The sequence below is a fragment of the Candidatus Phytoplasma pini genome (genome assembly GCF_007821455.1).
Lineage (GTDB): Bacteria > Bacillota_I > Bacilli_A > Acholeplasmatales > Acholeplasmataceae > Phytoplasma > Phytoplasma pini.
This window is the reverse complement of record NZ_VIAE01000002.1, coordinates 12,574-30,299: the sequence shown is the minus strand read 5'-3', so window position 1 is coordinate 30,299 and position 17,726 is coordinate 12,574. Positions and strand designations below refer to the sequence as shown.

The 17,726-nt window shown below is 23.5% G+C and carries 29 protein-coding genes; all 29 read left to right on the top strand.

Annotation, left to right across the window (positions count from 1 at the left end):
• Positions 1–6: 6 nt before the first annotated feature.
• The 29 genes from rplP to metG all read left to right on the top strand — a co-directional run bounded on the left by rplP (position 7) and on the right by metG (position 17,553).
• The gene (gene rplP, locus MDPP_RS00645) at positions 7–429 is read left to right on the top strand and encodes a 50S ribosomal protein L16 (protein ID WP_144658276.1); all 423 of its coding nucleotides are present in this window, start codon (positions 7–9) and stop codon (positions 427–429) included.
• Positions 426–614, top strand: a complete 189-nt coding sequence (rpmC, locus tag MDPP_RS00640; RefSeq protein WP_144658275.1) for a 50S ribosomal protein L29 — start codon at positions 426–428, stop codon at positions 612–614. The genes rplP and rpmC overlap by 4 nt, the downstream gene beginning before the upstream one ends.
• Before the next feature lie 198 nt (positions 615–812).
• Positions 813–1,070: a 30S ribosomal protein S17 gene (gene rpsQ, locus MDPP_RS00635; protein WP_144658274.1), complete on the top strand. Its 258-nt coding sequence runs from the start codon at positions 813–815 to the stop codon at positions 1,068–1,070.
• A gap of 1 nt (position 1,071) precedes the next feature.
• Positions 1,072–1,452: a 50S ribosomal protein L14 gene (gene rplN, locus MDPP_RS00630; RefSeq protein ID WP_144658273.1), complete on the top strand. Its 381-nt coding sequence runs from the start codon at positions 1,072–1,074 to the stop codon at positions 1,450–1,452.
• Between the two features lie 16 nt (positions 1,453–1,468).
• Positions 1,469–1,822 (top strand): 50S ribosomal protein L24, encoded by a 354-nt coding sequence (rplX, locus tag MDPP_RS00625; protein WP_144658272.1) that lies wholly within the window; start codon positions 1,469–1,471, stop codon positions 1,820–1,822.
• A 15-nt stretch (positions 1,823–1,837) separates the two neighbouring features.
• A complete protein-coding gene (rplE, locus tag MDPP_RS00620) occupies positions 1,838–2,377 on the top strand; it encodes a 50S ribosomal protein L5 (RefSeq protein WP_144658271.1) in 540 nt (179 codons plus the stop codon).
• 37 nt (positions 2,378–2,414) lie between these two features.
• Positions 2,415–2,684, top strand: coding sequence for a 30S ribosomal protein S14 (gene rpsN / locus MDPP_RS00615; RefSeq protein ID WP_144658270.1), 270 nt, complete (start codon positions 2,415–2,417; stop codon positions 2,682–2,684).
• Between the two features lie 32 nt (positions 2,685–2,716).
• On the top strand, positions 2,717–3,091 hold the full coding sequence (gene rpsH / locus MDPP_RS00610; protein ID WP_144658269.1) for a 30S ribosomal protein S8: 375 nt from the start codon (positions 2,717–2,719) through the stop codon (positions 3,089–3,091).
• 16 nt (positions 3,092–3,107) lie between these two features.
• Positions 3,108–3,650 (top strand): 50S ribosomal protein L6, encoded by a 543-nt coding sequence (rplF, locus tag MDPP_RS00605; RefSeq protein WP_144658268.1) that lies wholly within the window; start codon positions 3,108–3,110, stop codon positions 3,648–3,650.
• 38 nt (positions 3,651–3,688) lie between these two features.
• The gene (gene rplR / locus MDPP_RS00600; RefSeq protein WP_144658267.1) at positions 3,689–4,042 is read left to right on the top strand and encodes a 50S ribosomal protein L18; all 354 of its coding nucleotides are present in this window, start codon (positions 3,689–3,691) and stop codon (positions 4,040–4,042) included.
• A gap of 26 nt (positions 4,043–4,068) precedes the next feature.
• On the top strand, positions 4,069–4,575 hold the full coding sequence (gene rpsE, locus MDPP_RS00595; RefSeq protein WP_144658311.1) for a 30S ribosomal protein S5: 507 nt from the start codon (positions 4,069–4,071) through the stop codon (positions 4,573–4,575).
• Positions 4,575–4,775 (top strand): 50S ribosomal protein L30, encoded by a 201-nt coding sequence (gene rpmD / locus MDPP_RS00590; protein WP_144658266.1) that lies wholly within the window; start codon positions 4,575–4,577, stop codon positions 4,773–4,775. The genes rpsE and rpmD overlap by 1 nt, the downstream gene beginning before the upstream one ends.
• 5 nt (positions 4,776–4,780) lie before the next feature.
• Complete coding sequence (gene rplO / locus MDPP_RS00585) at positions 4,781–5,221, top strand: 50S ribosomal protein L15 (protein WP_144658265.1); 441 nt, start codon at positions 4,781–4,783, stop codon at positions 5,219–5,221.
• 7 nt (positions 5,222–5,228) lie between these two features.
• On the top strand, positions 5,229–6,554 hold the full coding sequence (locus tag MDPP_RS00580) for a preprotein translocase subunit SecY (RefSeq protein ID WP_144658264.1): 1,326 nt from the start codon (positions 5,229–5,231) through the stop codon (positions 6,552–6,554).
• 25 nt (positions 6,555–6,579) lie between these two features.
• Complete coding sequence (map, locus tag MDPP_RS00575; protein WP_144658263.1) at positions 6,580–7,326, top strand: type I methionyl aminopeptidase; 747 nt, start codon at positions 6,580–6,582, stop codon at positions 7,324–7,326.
• A 35-nt stretch (positions 7,327–7,361) separates the two neighbouring features.
• Positions 7,362–7,574, top strand: a complete 213-nt coding sequence (locus MDPP_RS00570; RefSeq protein WP_144658262.1) for a S1 domain-containing protein — start codon at positions 7,362–7,364, stop codon at positions 7,572–7,574.
• Positions 7,571–7,687, top strand: coding sequence for a 50S ribosomal protein L36 (rpmJ, locus tag MDPP_RS00565; RefSeq protein ID WP_144658261.1), 117 nt, complete (start codon positions 7,571–7,573; stop codon positions 7,685–7,687). The genes MDPP_RS00570 and rpmJ overlap by 4 nt, the downstream gene beginning before the upstream one ends.
• Positions 7,688–7,708: 21 nt before the next feature.
• The gene (rpsM, locus tag MDPP_RS00560; RefSeq protein WP_144658260.1) at positions 7,709–8,116 is read left to right on the top strand and encodes a 30S ribosomal protein S13; all 408 of its coding nucleotides are present in this window, start codon (positions 7,709–7,711) and stop codon (positions 8,114–8,116) included.
• 3 nt (positions 8,117–8,119) lie between these two features.
• Positions 8,120–8,518, top strand: coding sequence for a 30S ribosomal protein S11 (gene rpsK / locus MDPP_RS00555; RefSeq protein WP_144658259.1), 399 nt, complete (start codon positions 8,120–8,122; stop codon positions 8,516–8,518).
• 31 nt (positions 8,519–8,549) lie between these two features.
• A complete protein-coding gene (locus tag MDPP_RS00550; protein ID WP_144658258.1) occupies positions 8,550–9,509 on the top strand; it encodes a DNA-directed RNA polymerase subunit alpha in 960 nt (319 codons plus the stop codon).
• A 42-nt stretch (positions 9,510–9,551) separates the two neighbouring features.
• The gene (gene rplQ / locus MDPP_RS00545; RefSeq protein ID WP_144658257.1) at positions 9,552–9,908 is read left to right on the top strand and encodes a 50S ribosomal protein L17; all 357 of its coding nucleotides are present in this window, start codon (positions 9,552–9,554) and stop codon (positions 9,906–9,908) included.
• Between the two features lie 54 nt (positions 9,909–9,962).
• Positions 9,963–10,784 (top strand): ATP-binding cassette domain-containing protein, encoded by an 822-nt coding sequence (locus MDPP_RS00540; RefSeq protein WP_144658256.1) that lies wholly within the window; start codon positions 9,963–9,965, stop codon positions 10,782–10,784.
• Positions 10,760–11,614 (top strand): ATP-binding cassette domain-containing protein, encoded by an 855-nt coding sequence (locus MDPP_RS00535; RefSeq protein ID WP_144658255.1) that lies wholly within the window; start codon positions 10,760–10,762, stop codon positions 11,612–11,614. Before MDPP_RS00540 ends, MDPP_RS00535 begins: the two co-directional genes overlap by 25 nt.
• Positions 11,615–11,632: 18 nt before the next feature.
• Positions 11,633–12,664, top strand: a complete 1,032-nt coding sequence (locus tag MDPP_RS00530) for an energy-coupling factor transporter transmembrane component T family protein (protein ID WP_144658254.1) — start codon at positions 11,633–11,635, stop codon at positions 12,662–12,664.
• A gap of 76 nt (positions 12,665–12,740) precedes the next feature.
• Positions 12,741–13,475 carry a tRNA pseudouridine(38-40) synthase TruA gene (truA, locus tag MDPP_RS00525; RefSeq protein ID WP_144658253.1) on the top strand — a complete coding sequence of 245 codons (735 nt, stop codon included), beginning with the start codon at positions 12,741–12,743 and terminating at the stop codon, positions 13,473–13,475.
• 25 nt (positions 13,476–13,500) lie between these two features.
• A complete protein-coding gene (tmk, locus tag MDPP_RS00520) occupies positions 13,501–14,121 on the top strand; it encodes a dTMP kinase (protein ID WP_144658252.1) in 621 nt (206 codons plus the stop codon).
• Positions 14,100–15,086 carry a hypothetical protein gene (locus MDPP_RS00515; RefSeq protein ID WP_144658251.1) on the top strand — a complete coding sequence of 329 codons (987 nt, stop codon included), beginning with the start codon at positions 14,100–14,102 and terminating at the stop codon, positions 15,084–15,086. Before tmk ends, MDPP_RS00515 begins: the two co-directional genes overlap by 22 nt.
• Positions 15,087–15,110: 24 nt before the next feature.
• Positions 15,111–15,959 (top strand): 16S rRNA (cytidine(1402)-2'-O)-methyltransferase, encoded by an 849-nt coding sequence (rsmI, locus tag MDPP_RS00510; protein ID WP_144658250.1) that lies wholly within the window; start codon positions 15,111–15,113, stop codon positions 15,957–15,959.
• Positions 15,960–15,993: 34 nt separating this feature from the next.
• Positions 15,994–17,553: a methionine--tRNA ligase gene (metG, locus tag MDPP_RS00505; protein WP_144658249.1), complete on the top strand. Its 1,560-nt coding sequence runs from the start codon at positions 15,994–15,996 to the stop codon at positions 17,551–17,553.
• The last annotated feature ends 173 nt before the right edge of the window (positions 17,554–17,726 follow it).

Genomic DNA, 17,726 nt, shown 5'->3' with positions numbered 1-17,726 from the left:
ATTATTATGTTGATGCCGAAAAAAACTAAATATCGTCGTCCACATCGTTTAAGTTACGAAGGAAAATCGAAAGGTAAAAATAAGATTATTAATGGTAATTATGGTTTAATTGCCAAAGAAGGAGCATGGATTTCTAATAAGCAAATAGAATCAGCTCGTATTGCTATGACACGTCATATGAAGAGAGAAGGAAAAGTTTGGATTAATATTTTTCCTCATTTATCTTTGACAAAAAAACCTTTAGAGGTTCGTATGGGTTCAGGAAAGGGAGCACCTGAATCATGGGTAGCAGTTGTTAAAAAAGGGAAGGTTATTTTTGAAGTTAGTGATACAAATGATTCTGATAAATTCGAAAAAGAAGCTTTAAGATTAGCTTCTCATAAATTATCTATTAAAACAAAAATTGTTAAAAAAGGTCAAGAATTATGAAAATAAAAGATATTCGTAATATGACAAAAGAAGAAATGAATAATAAGATTATTTCTTTAAAAAAAGATTTATTAGATGCTAGATTTAGATTAGATTTAGTTAAATTAAAAGATACATCTTGTATTCGCAAAATAAAAATAAATATTGCTCGTATTAAAACAATTTTAAAAGAACAAGAAATTTAACAAAATAATCATGTTCTTGTTTTTTTAAATAATAACATTGATTAATAAATGTTTAGAAAATATTCTAATAAGAATTAGATAATGTTTAAAAATTAATTTCAATTTCATTTTTTTAATTAAACAAAATTTTTATTTTTTTGTTTATTTTATTAAATTTTTTTATATTTTTATAAATATTAAAAAAAAGAGGTTTATTAAATGCGTAATTCTAGAAAAGTTTTACTAGGAACTGTAATATCAAATAAAATGCAAAAAACTATTACTGTTGTTATGCGTTATTACACAAAAGATGTTTTATATGATAAAAAAATCAGAAAAGAAAGTAAATTTCATGTCCATGATGAAAAAGAAATAGCGCAAATAGGCGATTTAGTTTCTTTTATGAGCACAAGACCTTTATCAAAAACTAAAAATTTTCGTTTATTAAAAATTATTTCTAAAAAAAAGGTAAATTAATATGATTCAAAGAAATAGTCGTTTAATTGTTGCTGATAATAGCGGCGCAAAAGAAGTTTTAGTGATTGATATTTTAGGAGCTAGTCAAAAACTTTATGCTTATATCGGAGATGTAGTTAAGGTTACTGTTAAAAAAGCTGTTCCTACAGGAACAATTAAAAAAGGTGAAACTTCTCGAGCTTTAATTTTACGTACTAAGAATGGTTTAAGAGGTAAAGATGGTTCTTATATTAAATTTGATGATAATGCTGTTGTCATGATTAAAGATGATATGACTTTAAAAGGAACAAGAATATTTGGCCCTGTTGTTAAAAATCAAAAATTAAAAAGTAGCAATTTTTCTAAATTTCTTTCTTTAGCTGAAAAAGTATTTATAATATGATGGAGAAGATATATTAATGAATAAAATTAAAGTAGGTGATATAGTAGCTATTATCTCTGGAAAAGATCGTTTTTTTATTAATGAAAAGGGCGAAAAAAAAATTAAAACGGGGAAAATAGTAAAAGTTTTTTTTAAGGAACAAAAAGTATTAGTGGAAGGAATAAATATCGTTACTAAACATAAAACATCTTCTCAAAAAGATGACAAAAAAGGAAATATTATCAAACAAGAAGCTCCTATTCATATTTCTAATGTTGCCTTAATTGAGTCTAATCAAAATGTTATTACTCGTATAGGATTTCGCTATGAATTGGGTAAAAAAGTACGTTATTCCAAAAAAACAGGTAATACAATAGATATTTCTAATTAAAGTAAGGTGTAAAAAATGAATAAAGATAATAATTCTACGAAAAACAATTCTCTTTTATCCTTAAAAGAAATTTTTAATCAAAAATCTATTATGCAAATCCCTCGTATAGAAAAAATAGTTATTAATATGGGAATTGGCGAAGCTGTTTCTAATGTTAAAATTTTGGATGATTTTTACGAACAATTAACTTTATTAAGCGGTCAAAGACCATTACAAATAAAAGCTAAAAAATCAATTTCTAATTTTAAGCTTAGAGAAGGGATGCCAATTGGTCTTAAAGTAACTTTAAGAAACAAAAAAAAATATTTATTTTTAAATAAATTAATAAATATTGTTTTACCAAGAATTAGAGATTTTAGAGGAATTTCACCTAAATCTTTTGATAAAAAAGGAAATTATTCTTTAGGAATAAAAGAACAAATTGTTTTTCCTGAAATTAATTTAGATAAAGTAAAAAAAATTAATGGTATGGATATTTGTATCGTAACTACAGCTAAAAATGATTCAGATGCTAAAAAATTATTAGAATTTTATGGTATGCCTTTTCGCAAATAAAAAAATAACATTTGTTGATCAAAAAAAGGAGTTTATTGTGGCAAAAAAATCAAAGATTGTTCAAAATCAAAAACAAAAAAAATTATATTTAAAATATAAAGAAATAAGATTAAAGTTAAAAAAAAATAAAGATTATAAAGGGTTATCTCGACTTCCAGTTCAATCTTCACCAGTTCGCTTGAAAAATATAGATCAGATTGACGGAAGACCAAGAGGATTTATAAGAAAGTTTGGATTATCTCGTATTAAATTTCGAGAATTAGCGAATAAAGGCGAAATTCCTGGTGTAAAAAAAATTAGTTGGTAAAACCAAATAGAAGAAAGATAAATATAATTGTTATGAATGTTAATCCTATTGCTGATTTATTAACAAGAATTCGTAATGCTAATATTATGTATTATGAAAAAGTTTTAGTTCCTTCTTCAAAATTAAAAATTAACATTTTAGAAGTTTTAAAAAAAGAAGGATTTATTAAAGATTTTCGATTAGATAAAAAACTTAAAAATATTTTGATTCAATTAAAATATGATTTAACTAAAAAAAGAGCTATTACAGGATTAAAAAGAGTTTCGAAATATGTTACTATAGCCAAAATACCTAGAGTTTTAAATGGATTAGGAATAGCTTTAATTTCCACTTCTAAAGGAATTTTAACAGATTATCAGGCTTTATCACAGGGAGTCGGTGGACAAGTTTTAGCTTATATTTGGTAATTAAAAGGAGACATCAATGTCAAGAGTAGGAAATAAATTAATTCCGATTCCTGAAGGAATTGAAGTTAAAATAAAAGATCAAAATCTAGTAGAAATAAAATCATCTACTAAAGAATTAAAATATCAGTTCAATCCTTCGCTAAATATTAATATTAAAAATAATTATATAGCAATTGTTAGACCAAATGATGAAGTTTTTATGAAGAAAATTCACGGAACTTCTAGGGCTTTATTAGCTAATATGATTACTAGTATTAGTCAATATTCAATAAAAAAACTTGAAATATCAGGTTTAGGTTATGATGTGAAACAAGAAGGTTCTAATTTAGTTTTTAATTTAGGGTTTTCACATATCATTAAATTATTAATTCCTAATGATTTACAAATTACTATTAATAAAAATAAAGAAATTGTTATCAAAGGTATAGATAAACAATTTGTAGGCGAGTTTGCATCTAAAATAGCGAAATTACGTAAACCATCTCCTTATAAAGGTAATGGAATTCGTTTTGTGGGGAAATATTATCCTCGTAAAGCTGGTAAAAGTGCTAAAAAATAAAAATTAAAGTTAAAAAAAAAGGAATATTTTAATGAGTTATGATAAATAAAAAATCATCACAAAGTTTACGTAAAAAACGTCATCTTCATTTAAGAAAAAAAATTATTGGTACTTCAACAAGACCTCGTTTGAATGCGTTTTATTCTAATAAATTTTTTTATGTTCAAATCATTGATGATCAAAAAAGAATAACTTTATGTAGCGCTCATAGTAAAGAAATAGATGCTAAAAAAGTTAATATTCTTACTGCTGAAAAAATTGGGAAATTAATTGCCAAAAAAGCTTTAGAAAAGAATATCAATCAAATTGTTTTTGATCGAGATGGACGTTTATACCATGGACGTGTAAAAGCTTTAGCTGAAACACTTCGAAAGGAAGGTCTTCAATTTTGAAAAATATTCAATTAAAAGAAAATAAAATGAAAACAAATATTTTCGAAGAAAAAGTTATTCAAATTAATAGGATTAGCAAGGTTGTTAAAGGTGGACGTCGTTTTCGTTTTTCCGCTTTAGTAGTTGTTGGTAATAAAAAAGGCAAAATAGGTTTTGCTACTGGAAAATCACAAGAAGTTTTAGATGCAATTAAAAAAGCTTTAGAAAAAGCTAAAAAAAATTTAATCAACATATCTTTATCAGGAACTACAATTCCTCATCAAATAATTGGTAAATTTAGTGCTTCTAATACTTTATTAAAATCTGCTCCCAAAGGAACAGGGATTATTGCTGGAGGAAAAGCAGCTAGGACTGTTTTTGAATTAGTAGGTATTCATGATATAATATCTAAAAATTTTGGTTCTCGTACTCCTATTAATGTTTTAAGATCTGTTGTTAATGGTTTAAAAAATTTAAAAACAGTTAAAGATGTTGAACGTATAAGAGGGATTAATTTAAAAGAAAGATTTAAAGAGAAAGCGATCAATAAATAATGAAAAAGATAGAAATCACTTTAAAAAAAAGTATTATAGGAATAAGTCCAAAACAATTGAAAAATATTAATTCTTTAGGATTAAAAAAAATTAATCAAAAAATTATTAAAGAAAATGTGGCTACAATAAGAGGTATATTAAAAAAAATTCAACACTTAGTTTTGGTTAAGGAAATTATTGAAATCAAAGAGGATAAATAGTTGTTATGTTACATGATTTAAAACCAAACAAAGGCGCTAGAAGAAAAACTAAACGCTTAGGTCGTGGTTCTGGTAGTGGCCAAGGTGGAACTTCTGGAAAAGGTCATAAAGGACAGTTAGCACGTTCAGGTGGAAAAAATAGAATAGGATTCGAAGGCGGACAAACTCCTTTCTTTCAAAGAATTCCTAAAAGAGGATTTAACAATTTTAATAAAAAAAAATATGACTTAGTTAATTTAAAAAAATTAGAAATTTTTGACAATGATGTTGTTGTTTCAAAAGAATTATTGTTACAAAAAAAAATAATTAAGAAAACGACATCATTGGTAAAAATTTTAGCTAAGGGAAAATTAACAAAAAAATTAATTATTCAAGCTGATAAATTTTCGCAAAAAGCCAAAAATATTATCGAAAATAATGGCGGAAAAATAGAAATATTAAGGTAATTTTATAATGAAAAAAATTATTAATTTTTTTTCAGATAGAAAAACCACTATTAAAAAAATTTTTATTACTTTAATTGTTGTTTTTATTTATCTTTTTGGTACTTATTTATATATCCCTTTCTTACCCAAAGAAATATATACATATTTAAAAAACGAATCACCAGATGAATCGCTAAATTTATTTTTACCTAGCTCTTTTTGTATTCTATCACTCGGAGTTGCTCCTTATATTACTGCTTCAATTATTATGCAATTAGCACAAAAAGTTATACCTTTATTGAAAGATTGGAGAGAACAAGGTTCTAAAGGAAATTATAAAATTAATTTAACAACTAAATTTTTAACTCTTTTTACTGCAATTTTTCAAGGTTTAGCTTTGATATTTCAATTTACAAGAAAAATAAAATTTCACAACGATATATTTCAAAAATTAGGTCTAAAACCAAAACCAGAATTAACATTAAATTATTATCAAATTATAATAATTATTTCTATTCTTGTGGTTGGTTCTTTTGTTTGTATTTGGTTAGCTAATATTATTACTTCTAAAGGAATATCAGATGGTATTTCATTTTTAATTGTTGTTAGCGTTAGTAAAGAATTAAGTAAAAATGTTAAATCCTTGGTATCGGAAGGTTTATTAAAAAAAGATTTATTTAACGGTGGCGGAGTTTATTTATTGATATTATTATTATTCTTTATTTTGTTATTTTTAACAGTTGTTTTATCTTCTTCTTATTTGAAAATTCCTGTTTATTATATGTCGACCGAAAATAATGATAAAGCTTTAAATCATATTCCCATTAAATTAAATTCTGCTGGGGTTTTGCCTATTATTTTAGCGAATGCTATATTAAATGTTGTATTTACTTTAAGATTTATTTTATCTCCGGCGAATAAGTTTCAGAAATTTTTTTCAATTTTTGAAGAATCGCGTTCTGAGTATTTAGGTTTAGGTTTTTTTATTTATCTTTTATTAATTATGTTGTTTGCTTTTTTTTCTATTTTTATGAATATTAATGCTAATGAAATTGCTCAAAGTTTATCTAAAAAAAATGCTTATTTAGAAGGTAAAAAACCAGGAAAAGAAACAGTTGATAAAATTAATTATGAATTATTTAAAATTACTGTTATTGGAGTTATTTTTTTAACTTTATTATCTGCTGTTCCAGATTTAATTAATATTTTTTTTAAAAAACAATTAAAACAAATAGGGATCAAATCTTCTATTGGTGGAACAGCTCTTTTAATTGTAGTTGGTGTTGCTATCGAATGTATGAAAAATTTAACTAAAAAAACTAATATTCAAAAAATGCATAATACATTATTTTAAAATTAAATAGGTAATAAATTAAATTATGATATCAATAAAATCATCTGAAGAAATTGTTTTAATGAGGAAAGCTGGTAAAATTTTATCTTTAATTAAAAAAGAATTATCTCTTTTTTTAAAAGAAGGAATTTCTACTTTAGAATTAGATATGATTGCTTGCGATTTGATAAAAAAACATGGTGTAATTTCAGCTTTTAAAAATTATAAAAATTTTAACGGTTATACTTGTATATCAGTTAACGAAACAGTAGTTCATGGGGTACCTTCTAAAACAAAAGTTTTAAAATCAGGAGATATTGTTACTTTAGATTTAGGGATTAAATATAAAAATTATTATGTGGATTGTGCTTATACTTATATGTTAGGTGATGTTTCATGTAAAGTAAAAGAACTTTTAAGAAATACTGAAAATGCTTTAATTTTAGGAATTGAACAAATAAAGCCAAAAAAATATATTTCTAATATCACAAGTGCTATTAATTCGGTTGGTCGAAAATATAATTATGGTATAGTAGAAATTTTTTCAGGTCACGGAATAGGCAAAAATTTACATGAAGAACCATACATTTTTAATTTTGATTTCGTGCCTAAAGATTATGTTTTGAAACCAGGAATGGTTTTTTGCATTGAACCTATGTTTACTCTCGGAAGTAAAGATGTTTATATCGAGAATGATGGTTGGACGGCGGTAACTGTTGATCGTAGTTTGAGTGCTCATTTCGAACATACAGTTTTAGTAACAGATAAAGGATATGAAATTTTAACTAATTAAAATATATGTTAGTTAATAAAAAATAGGATTGAAATATGATTAAAGAATTTGATGATGCTGTGGTAATTGAAGTTTTACGTAATACTAAATTTAAAGTACAACTTCTTTCAAATCAAAAAATTATTATTGCTTCTATTTCTGGAAAAATAAGAACTAATAATATTCGTATTTTTAAGAAAGATAGAGTTAAAGTTAATTCTAAAGGAGTGATTACTTATCGCTATAAAGAAAAGGAGACAAATTCATGAAAGTAAGAGCTTCTGTTAAAAAACGCAGTGATGATGATATTATTGTACGTCGTAAAAAAAGAATTTATATTATAAATAAAAAAAATCGTCGTCATAATCAAAGACAAGGATAATTATAAAAAAGGAGATTTTCAATGACAATAATAGCAGGAGTAAAAATTCCTAGCGATAAAAATATATTATATGCTTTAACAAGCATTCATGGTATCGGGATTAAAACTTCTAAAAAAATTTTAGATGAATTAGGAATTCAAAAAAAAATTAAAGTAAAAGAATTAACTGAAGAACAAATTTCTATTATTTTTCAAGAAGTGAAAAAGTATCTTGTAGAAGGTGCTTTACGTATGGAAGTTGCTTTAAATATTAAACGTTTAAAAGAGATAGGTTCAGATAGAGGAGCACATCATCATAGAGGATTACCAGTAAGAGGACAAAAAACTCGTAATAATGCAAAAACAGCTAAGAAAAAACGTAAAAAAATAGTTTATAAAACAAATAAAAAAATTTCTAATAGCAATAAGAATGTAAAAAAAGAAAGGTAATTTATGAATTTTCAAAATAAAACTAAAAATAAACGTAAAAAAAATAAAAAAAATGTTGTCTTAGGAATTGCACATATTCATACAACTTATAGTAACACCATTATAAGTATTACAAATCCTGAAGGAGATGCGCTTTTTCGTAATGTAAGCGGTGGTTTGTTTTTTAAAGGTCGCAGAAAGGCGACTTCTTTTGCAGCTCAAAAAATAGCCAAAATGGCAGCTGATTCGGCTATTAAAGATCATGGAATGAAAAAAATTGAAGTAAAAGTTAATGGATTTGGTTTAGGAAGAGATACTGCTATTCGTTCTTTGCAAGAATCAGGTTTAATAATTACATCTATTAAGGATGTGACTCGCGTTCCTCATAATGGATGTAGACCGCCTAAACGTCCTCGAGGTTAATATTTTATGTTAAGGAGTAATGTTTATAAAAATGGATAAATTAAAATTTATCAAACCTATAATGGAAATTGAAGAAACTAAAACAGATTTATTCAATAAAAAATTTATCATTCAACGTTTAGAGCGAGGATTCGGGCTTACTTTAGGTAATTCTTTGAGAAGAGTTTTGTTATCTTCTTTGCCAGGATCTGCTATTGTTAATGTTTATATCGAAGGAATTGAATATGAATTTAGTGTAATTCCTGGTATTTACGAAGATGTTATGTCTATCATTTTAAATTTAAAAAAAGTTATTATTTCTGTTGATAGCTTAGATGATAATTTCGAACAAAAAATAGAAATTGATGTTAAAGGCGAAAGAGTAGTAACTGCAGCTGATTTTAAAACAATAGATAATTTAAAAATTGTTAATCCAGATCAAGTTATTGCTCATTTATCTGATGAAAAATCTTCTTTAAAATTACAAGCTACTGTTCGTAGAGGCATTGGTTATGTAAGCGCCGAAGAGAATAAAATTTATGGTCAAAATAAATTTGGTGTTATAGCTATAGATTCTTTATATACTCCGACAACAAGAGTAACTTATAATGTAGAACAAAAATTAAATAACAAAGAAGAATTATTTTTGGAAATAGAAACTAATAAATCTATTTCTTCAAAAGAAGCTTTATCGATTGCTGCTAAAATTTTGGTTAATCATTTAAATATTTTAGTTGATTTATGCGACAAAGCAAAAGAGACTGAATTTATTTATGAACCTGAAATCAAGAATCACAATCATGCTTTAGATTTGAGAATTGATCAATTAGAGATTTCGGTAAGATTATTTAATAGTTTAAAAAAATCAGGAATAAATACAATAAAAGAATTAATAAGTAAAAATGAAAAAGAAATTATGAATTTAAATAGCTTAGGTAAAAAATCTTTCGAAGAATTAAAAAATAAGATAACTGAATTAGATCTTTGTTTCAAAAATACAAATATAGATTAAAAAAAGATATTAAGGTATATTCAGAAAGGACAATTTATTTAAATGGCATATAGTAAATTAAAACGTAATACTGCTCAGAGAAAATCTTTATTAAGAAGTTTAGCTTCTGATTTAATTATTTATGAGCGTATTTTTACGACTGAATCTAAAGCTAAAGAGTTAAGAAAAATTATGGATAAATTAATTACTTTGAGTAAAAAAAATAATCTTCATTCAAGAAGAAGAGCATCCCTTTTTTTATTTGATGAAAATATTAATGAAAAACAAACTGTTTTGCAAAAATTATTTCAAGAAATAGCTAATAAGTATCAAAACCGTAATAGCGGTTATACTAGAATTATTAAAACAGAACCGCGTAAAGGTGATTCTGCTCCGATGGCTATAATTTCTCTTGTTTAATATTCTTGATTTTATATTTTTTGGTAATTATATAAAAAAATTAGGGTTTTTGATATGATTAATGTTAAAAATTTAGATTTTAGTTATAAAGAGAAAGAAATCTTTTATAATTTAAATTTTAATATTTATCCTGGAAAATGGATTTCTATCATAGGTGATAATGGTTCAGGAAAATCTACTTTAGCAAAAATTCTAATTGGCTTATTATTTCCTTCTAAGGGGAAAATTTTGATTAATAATTTAGAATTAAATGAAATTAATTTATCTAATATACGCTCTTTAATGGGTATTGTTTTTCAAAATCCTGATTATCAATTTGTTGGTTTCGATGTTAAAAGTGATATTGCTTTTGGTTTAGAAAATTGTTCATTATCAAGAGAACAAATACAAGAAAGAATTAATAAATATTCTAATATGTTTTTGGTTAATGAATTATTAGATAAAAAAATGCAAGAGCTATCAGGCGGACAAAAACAAAAAGTAGCGATTACATCTGTATTGGCCATGGAACCTCAAATTATTATTTTTGACGAACCAACAGCTTTTTTAGATCCTAAAGAAACTCAAGAAATTAATAATATCATTAAGAATATTAATCAAAAGAAAGATAAAATTATAATCACGATTACTCATGATTTATCTTTTGCTTTACAAAGTGATGAAATTATTGTTTTAAAACAAAATAAAATATGGAAATATGAAACTTCTCGAAATCTTTTAAAAAATCAAGATTTTTTAGAAGAGTTTTTTTTCAGTTTACCTTTAGCCTTGAAAGTTTATTATCAATTACAAAAAGAAAAAGATTTATCTTCAATTGATTTACCATTTTTTGAAGAATTAAAGGATGTTTTATGGCAATACAATTTCGAAATGTAAGTTTTTTATATAACAAAAGAAGTTCTTATGTTTTGCGTGATATTAATTTAAAAATAAATTCACAAAATGATTTTATTGCTTTGATAGGCCGAATTGGTTCTGGAAAATCTACTTTAGTTCAATTAATGAACGGATTGTTGATTCCTTCAGAAGGCGAAATTGAAATTTTTAATCAAAAAATTAATTCAAAAACACCTTATCAAAAAATTATTCCTTTAAGGCAAAAAATAGGATTAGTTTTTCAATTACCTGAATATCAGCTTTTTGAAACTACAGTTTTAAAAGATGTTATGTTTTCTCCTAAAAATTTTAATAAAAATGATTTAGAATCAAAAAAAATAGCTATTCAAATGTTAAAATTGGTTGGAATCGATAAAGATCTTTTTCATGTATCGCCTTTTAAATTATCTGGCGGTCAAAAAAGAAAAGTCGCTATTGCCGGTGTTTTAGCGATGAACCCTTCTATTTTAATTTTAGATGAACCAACAAGGGGTTTGGATATTAAAAATAAAATAGAAATTATGACAATTTTAAAACAAGCAAATCAAAAAGATAAAAAAACTGTAATTTATATTACACATGATATTGATTTAGCAGCAGAATATGCTAATAAAATTATTTTTTTAGAAAAAGGGGAAGTTTTATTTTCGGGTTATAAAAAAGATTTTTTTTTATATCAAAATTTATCTAAATTCGGTTTTTATAAGCCTCAAATTTTTCAAATTATGGATTTTTTGAAACAAAAAATAAATCTTCCTTTTGTTCCTCAGTATTCTTTTCAAGAATTAATGAAATATTTAAAAACATTCTATAAAAAAAATAGTAATTAAGGACAATAAACAAAAAAGATGAAAATTGAACAAAATGATTTGAGATATGTTGATGTTTCTAAAAAAAAATCTTTTTTATTTTTTATTCATCCTTCTTTAAAAATTATTTTAATGATTTTTATGTATCGAATTATTTTTGCCTTAAATATTGATTTTGTTTCTCAAGAAAAATTTAAATTTATTCTTTATTTTGTTATGTTTTTATTATTTATTTTTTGCTTAATTGGTTTATTGATAAATATTGATTTTTCTCATACTTTTAGTAAATTATTAAAACAAATTTTAAATTTACATTTTCTTGTTGTTTTTAGTTTGATAATTCATTTATCTTTTAAACCACAAGAAAAATCTATTATTTTTTATACTTGGAAAAACATTAATATTTTTCTTTTCTTATTTTTTATAATACTTTTTTTTTATCCTCCTTTTGCAAAAAAATATATTAAATACTTTTTTTTATTATTCTTATTTTTGTTTGTATTTTTAATACCTTTTTGGATTTCAAAATTTCCTAATAAAAATATTTTATCTTTTCAAAAAAATGATATTCAAAAAGTTTATTTACAAAGAAAAGATATTTTGCAAATTTTTTTGATTGTAATACGTCTTTCATTAATTTTTATTATTAATATAATAATTAGTGAGACTACTTCTTTTATTGAAATTAATGATGGTTTAGAGATTTTATTAAAACCTTTAAAAAAGATTAAATTTCCTGTAGAAATTTTTTCTCTTATGATATCTTTAATTTTTTCTTCTATTCCTTTTTTACTAATAGAAATAAAAAAAATTTTAAAAGCTCAGACTGCTCGAGGTTTAGATTTTAATACAAAAAATATTTTCAAAAAAGTTTATTATTTAGTTTCTTTATTGATACCTATTTTCGTTTTAACTTTTCACAAATCTTATGTTTTAGCTGATGCGATGGAAACCAGAGGATATGTTGTAGGAAAATCAAGAACTAAATTAACTTATTATAAAATAAATAAAAATAATTATTATTCTATTTTTTTTGTTTTGTTTTTTTATGTTTTTTTTGTTTTTTTATGAAAAATTTATTGATAAGTATTTTATTAATTTAATAAAAGAAATTTATAAAATAAAATAATAAAGGAGAAATTTTTATTTGAAAACCTTTACTTATAAAGTAATTTTAAGTTATGATGGTACTAATTATTACGGTTATCAAAAACAACCTTATTTAGTTACTATTCAATCTGTTTTAGAGCGAGCTTTATATTTAATCACTAAGCAAAAAATTGTGACTTTTGCGGCTAGTCGTACAGATAAAGGTGTTCATGCTCATTGTCAAACGATTCATTTCACAATTTCTTTTGTTTTCGATACAATAAAGTTTAAAAAATCGTTAAATAAAATTTTGCCTAATGATATTAAGATTGTTGATATCAACTTAACTTATAATAATTTTCATGCTCGTTATCACGCTAAATCTAAAATTTATGAATATTTTTTTTCTAAAAAACCCTTAGATCCTTTTTGTTGTCGATTTCAAGTTTATTTATCAGATTTAGATTTTGATAAAATAGCAGAAGCAATAATTTTGTGCGAAGGAGAAAATAATTTTGCTTTATTTACGAACAATAAAAATAAAAAAAAATCTACTATAAGGAAAATTTACCGAGCAGGTTTAAAAGAAACTTCAGAACAATATTATTTATATTTTCATGGAAAAAGTTTTTTAAAACAAATGATTCTTTTTTTAGTAGGTTTTTTGATCAAAATTGGCCAAAATAAAAAAAAAATAACAGACTTTAAATACATGTTAAAAGAATGTCGCGGTTTACAATCTTCTTTTTTAGCTCCTAGCCGCGGTCTTTTTTTAAAAAAAATTTTTTATTAAAAAAAGAAAGAGTGGAAATTAATTTATGTTTATTTCTTTTGAAGGTTGTGAAGGCACAGGAAAAACAACTTTATCGAATTTTTTATTTCACAAAATAATATCAAAATATCCTGTTATTTTAACCAAAGAACCAGGAGATGATTATGTTTTTAATTCAAAAATTAGGAATATTTTGATATCTTTTTATAATAAAATAGATGATCAAACAGAAGCTTTATTATATGCTGCTAACAGAATAGAACATTTAAAAAAAGTCATTTTGCCAGCTTTAGAAAAAAAGAAAATAGTTATTTGTGATCGTTATATCGATTCTTCTATTGCTTATCAAGCTTATGGAAGAAATTTAGGAGAAAATTTCATCAAAAATATTAATATTTTTTCTTTGAAAAACTTACCTTCTCTTACTTTTTATTTAGATTTAGAACCTTCAATAGGGATACAAAGGATTAAAACTTATAGAAAAAATAAAATGGAGTATTTTGATTTCCAAAATATGGATTTTCATAATCGAGTGAGAGAAGGTTATTTATCTCTTTGTAAGCGTTATTCTAAAAGGATTTATAAGTTGGATGCTAGTTTACCTTTAGAACAAATAAAATTGATTATTATATCTAGGATCAAAAAATGTTTTTCGATAAATATATAAAACAAAAACAAATTTTATTAGATAAATTCAAACTTATTATGCATAATAAAAAATTATCTCATTTTTATCTTATTGAAGGTGGAAATAATGAAGAACGTAAATTTTTCATTTTAGATTTAGTATATGAATTTTTAAAAATTGATATTTTACCCGAAAAACAAGAAAAATTACGAAAAATGATTTTAAATAATGAATATCCAAATTTTTATTATTTATATGATGTTGTTAAAAAAGAACAAATTTTAGAAATGCAAAATTATTTTCAACAAACTTCTTTATTTCAAGAAAAAAAAGTTTATGTTATCGAACAAATAGAAAAAATATCTTATCAATCGGCTAATAGTTTATTGTCTTTTTTAGAACAACCAATAAATAATAATACTTTAGGAATTTTATCTACTGAAAATCGCCATTTTTTGTTACCAACTATTCTTTCAAGAGCTCAAATTTTTTCTTTAGATCATATATCTTATAATGTGAAAAAAAATAAAATTTTATTATCTCGTTGCGATAAGAATGATGATTGTTTAGACAAAACTTTAAGAAATCTTTTTTATAATTCTAAAAATTATTCTGAATTTTTTTTTCAAAGTGATTATTATTTAAATTTAAAAAAAGTTTTTTTATTATTTTTAGATTCTTTATCGGATGTTTCTTTATTTTCGCGTTTAGCAGTAGTATCTGATGTTTTTTTAGAAGAAAAAAAATTTTTAGATGATTTTTTATTTATTTTATTTAGTTTTTTTTTAGATTTGTATTATCAAAACAAACAAATAATAGGTGTTTTTTCTTTTTTTTGTTCTACAAAAAAGAATTATTGTGATTATTCAGATTCACAAATTAATCAATTTTTAAATATTTTACAAAAAATTGAACAAAAAAAAAAATTAGTAGAAACAAAATTATGTTTTATTTTTTTATTGATAGAAACAGAAAGACAAGTGAAAAATAACTTAAGAGAATAAAAGAGGTATTTATTTTTAAACAATATGGTAATTATTCAGAAAACTTTTTTTCAATCGAAATCGATTTTATATTTGGTATCGACTCCTATCGGGAATTTATCTGATATTAGTTTGCGAGCATTAGAAATTTTAAAAACAGTAGATTATATTTTAACTGAAGATACAAGAAGAGCTCGTAAGTTAACAAGTTATTATAAAATCCAAAAACCATTAATTTCTTTTCATAAATACAATGAACAAAAACGTTTATCAAAAGTTTTAAATTTGTTAAAAGAAAAAAACAATTTAGCTTTGATTAGTGATTCTGGAACCCCTTTAATTTGTGATCCAGGTTTAGGTTTGATTAAAGAAGTTAAAAAATCTGGTTTTTTCGTTACTGCTGTTCCTGGTTCTTCAGCTTTTTTAACTGCTTTTACTTTATCTTCTTTAGAATTTCCTTTCTGTTTTTTAGGTTTTTTTCCTAAAAAAACAAAAGCTAGAGAAGAACTTTTATTAAAATATTATGCTTTCGATGGTACACTTATTTTTTATGAATCAGCAAAAAGAATTCATTCTACTTTGCTCTTTATTCAAAAACATTATCAAAAAAGAAAAATTGTTTTAGCGCGTGAATTAACTAAGAAATTTGAAACTATTATTAGCGGTGATATTGATATGGTTTTACAACAACATTTATCTTTGAAAGGTGAATATGTTTTGTTAATTGAAAAAAATTTTCATCCTCATTTAATTGAAAAAAAAATTGATTTCAAACAATATATTAACTTATTTTTAAAGCAAGGATTTAGCGAAAAAGAAGCTTTAAAACAAGTTGCTAAAATTTGTCGATTATCTAAAAAAGAAATTTATAAAAAAATTAAAATTATAGAATGATTATTCATAAAATAATAATAAAGGTGATTTTAATATGATTTTTAAACTAAATAAAAAAAAATTTTATATTTCTACTTCTATTGTTTATGCTTCCGCTATTCCTCATATCGGGAATTTATATGAAATGATTTTAGCTGATGCTATTGCGCGTTTTAAAAGATTAGATGGTTATGATGTTTATTTTCAAACAGGAGTTGATGAACATGGACAAAAAATAGAACGTAAAGCTATTGAAAATAAACAAAATACTCAAGAATACGTAGATCAAATTTCTAAAGCTATTATAAAAATTTATAATCAATTAAATATTAAATATGATTATTTTATAAGAACAACAAATGATTTTCATTATCAAAATGTTCAAAAAATTATAGAACAACTTTTAAAACAAGAAGATATTTATTTAGGAATATATGAAGGTTGGTATTCTGTTGCGGAAGAAAGTTATATTTCAGAAAAAGATTTAAAAGATGGTAAAACAATTAATGGCGAAATTCCTATTTGGTACAAAGAAGAAGTTTATTTTTTTAAATTATCAAAATATCAAAAACAATTATTAGATTATTTAGAAAAAACTCCAAATTTAATTTTACCTCAGCAAAGAAAAAAAGAAATTTTATTTTTATTAAAAGAACCTTTAACGGATTTATCAATTTCTCGTACTTCTTTAAAATGGGGGATTAAATTAAATTTTGATAATCAACATGTTGTTTATGTTTGGATAGATGCTTTGAGTAATTACATTACGGGTTTAGGTTATAAACTAGAACAAAAAAATGCTAAATTCAAGAAATATTGGCCTTGTGATCTGCATGTTATTGGCAAAGATATTAGTAGATTTCATTTGATTTATTGGCCTATTTTATTAATAGCTTTAAAATTACCTCTACCAAAACAATTCTTAATTCATCCTTGGGTTTTGTTTAATGATCGTAAAATGTCTAAATCTACTCATAACGTTATTTATTTAGAAGATTTATTAAAAAATTTTAGTGTAGATGCTGTTCGTTATTTTCTTTTACGTAATATTCCTTATGTTTCTGATGGCGTTTTAACTTATGAACTCTTATTCGAAAGATATAATTCTGATTTAGTTAATACTATTGGTAATTTGATTAGTCGTACTTTAGGAATGATTAATAAATATTATCATAATAAATTAAAAAAACCTATTTCTGATTTTAAAAAACCTATTACTGAAATTGATTTATCCAAAAAATCTTTAGAAAGTTTGCCTTATATCCGTAAGTTAATGGAATCTTTTAAAATAGCAGATGCTTTAGAACATATAATTCAATTAGCTCGTTCTTGTAATAAATATATTGATTTATTACAACCTTGGAATTTATTTTCTGATCCAACGCAAAAAGAAAAATTAAATATAGGAGTTTATAATTTAGTGGAAACAATTCGTTTTATTGGGGTATTATTAAAACCTTTTTTGCCTGAATTATCTTCGACAATTTTAGAACAAATTAAATCTGAAGAAAATACTTTTGAAAGTTTAAAAGAATTTGGTTTAACAAAAAACAAAGAATTAAAATTAGAAAAAAAACTTTTTGAACGTTTAGAATGGAAAAAAATTTTTAAATAATTTTAAAATATTAATATTTGTCCAAAAATAAAATTATATTTTATAAAATAATAATGGTATTTTTATTTCTAATTTTTCATATATAAAAAATCTTATTATTTTTATTTATATTTTTTTTGATATAATCATGTATAGTAATAAGTAATTTCGTTTTAAACTAAAAGAGAATTGAT

What these genes read in the sequence shown, in the direction of transcription:
- rplP (WP_144658276.1), top strand. Translation starts at nt 7, where the DNA reads ATGTTGATGCCGAAAAAAACTAAATATCGTCGTCCACATCGTTTAAGT.
- rpmC (WP_144658275.1), top strand. Translation starts at nt 426, where the DNA reads ATGAAAATAAAAGATATTCGTAATATGACAAAAGAAGAAATGAATAAT.
- rpsQ (WP_144658274.1), top strand. Translation starts at nt 813, where the DNA reads ATGCGTAATTCTAGAAAAGTTTTACTAGGAACTGTAATATCAAATAAA.
- rplN (WP_144658273.1), top strand. Translation starts at nt 1,072, where the DNA reads ATGATTCAAAGAAATAGTCGTTTAATTGTTGCTGATAATAGCGGCGCA.
- rplX (WP_144658272.1), top strand. Translation starts at nt 1,469, where the DNA reads ATGAATAAAATTAAAGTAGGTGATATAGTAGCTATTATCTCTGGAAAA.
- rplE (WP_144658271.1), top strand. Translation starts at nt 1,838, where the DNA reads ATGAATAAAGATAATAATTCTACGAAAAACAATTCTCTTTTATCCTTA.
- rpsH (WP_144658269.1), top strand. Translation starts at nt 2,717, where the DNA reads ATGAATGTTAATCCTATTGCTGATTTATTAACAAGAATTCGTAATGCT.
- rplF (WP_144658268.1), top strand. Translation starts at nt 3,108, where the DNA reads ATGTCAAGAGTAGGAAATAAATTAATTCCGATTCCTGAAGGAATTGAA.
- rplR (WP_144658267.1), top strand. Translation starts at nt 3,689, where the DNA reads ATGATAAATAAAAAATCATCACAAAGTTTACGTAAAAAACGTCATCTT.
- rpsE (WP_144658311.1), top strand. Translation starts at nt 4,069, where the DNA reads ATGAAAACAAATATTTTCGAAGAAAAAGTTATTCAAATTAATAGGATT.
- rpmD (WP_144658266.1), top strand. Translation starts at nt 4,575, where the DNA reads ATGAAAAAGATAGAAATCACTTTAAAAAAAAGTATTATAGGAATAAGT.
- rplO (WP_144658265.1), top strand. Translation starts at nt 4,781, where the DNA reads ATGTTACATGATTTAAAACCAAACAAAGGCGCTAGAAGAAAAACTAAA.
- MDPP_RS00580 (WP_144658264.1), top strand. Translation starts at nt 5,229, where the DNA reads ATGAAAAAAATTATTAATTTTTTTTCAGATAGAAAAACCACTATTAAA.
- map (WP_144658263.1), top strand. Translation starts at nt 6,580, where the DNA reads ATGATATCAATAAAATCATCTGAAGAAATTGTTTTAATGAGGAAAGCT.
- MDPP_RS00570 (WP_144658262.1), top strand. Translation starts at nt 7,362, where the DNA reads ATGATTAAAGAATTTGATGATGCTGTGGTAATTGAAGTTTTACGTAAT.
- rpmJ (WP_144658261.1), top strand. Translation starts at nt 7,571, where the DNA reads ATGAAAGTAAGAGCTTCTGTTAAAAAACGCAGTGATGATGATATTATT.
- rpsM (WP_144658260.1), top strand. Translation starts at nt 7,709, where the DNA reads ATGACAATAATAGCAGGAGTAAAAATTCCTAGCGATAAAAATATATTA.
- rpsK (WP_144658259.1), top strand. Translation starts at nt 8,120, where the DNA reads ATGAATTTTCAAAATAAAACTAAAAATAAACGTAAAAAAAATAAAAAA.
- MDPP_RS00550 (WP_144658258.1), top strand. Translation starts at nt 8,550, where the DNA reads ATGGATAAATTAAAATTTATCAAACCTATAATGGAAATTGAAGAAACT.
- rplQ (WP_144658257.1), top strand. Translation starts at nt 9,552, where the DNA reads ATGGCATATAGTAAATTAAAACGTAATACTGCTCAGAGAAAATCTTTA.
- MDPP_RS00540 (WP_144658256.1), top strand. Translation starts at nt 9,963, where the DNA reads ATGATTAATGTTAAAAATTTAGATTTTAGTTATAAAGAGAAAGAAATC.
- MDPP_RS00535 (WP_144658255.1), top strand. Translation starts at nt 10,760, where the DNA reads ATGGCAATACAATTTCGAAATGTAAGTTTTTTATATAACAAAAGAAGT.
- MDPP_RS00530 (WP_144658254.1), top strand. Translation starts at nt 11,633, where the DNA reads ATGAAAATTGAACAAAATGATTTGAGATATGTTGATGTTTCTAAAAAA.
- tmk (WP_144658252.1), top strand. Translation starts at nt 13,501, where the DNA reads ATGTTTATTTCTTTTGAAGGTTGTGAAGGCACAGGAAAAACAACTTTA.
- MDPP_RS00515 (WP_144658251.1), top strand. Translation starts at nt 14,100, where the DNA reads ATGTTTTTCGATAAATATATAAAACAAAAACAAATTTTATTAGATAAA.
- rsmI (WP_144658250.1), top strand. Translation starts at nt 15,111, where the DNA reads ATGGTAATTATTCAGAAAACTTTTTTTCAATCGAAATCGATTTTATAT.
- metG (WP_144658249.1), top strand. Translation starts at nt 15,994, where the DNA reads ATGATTTTTAAACTAAATAAAAAAAAATTTTATATTTCTACTTCTATT.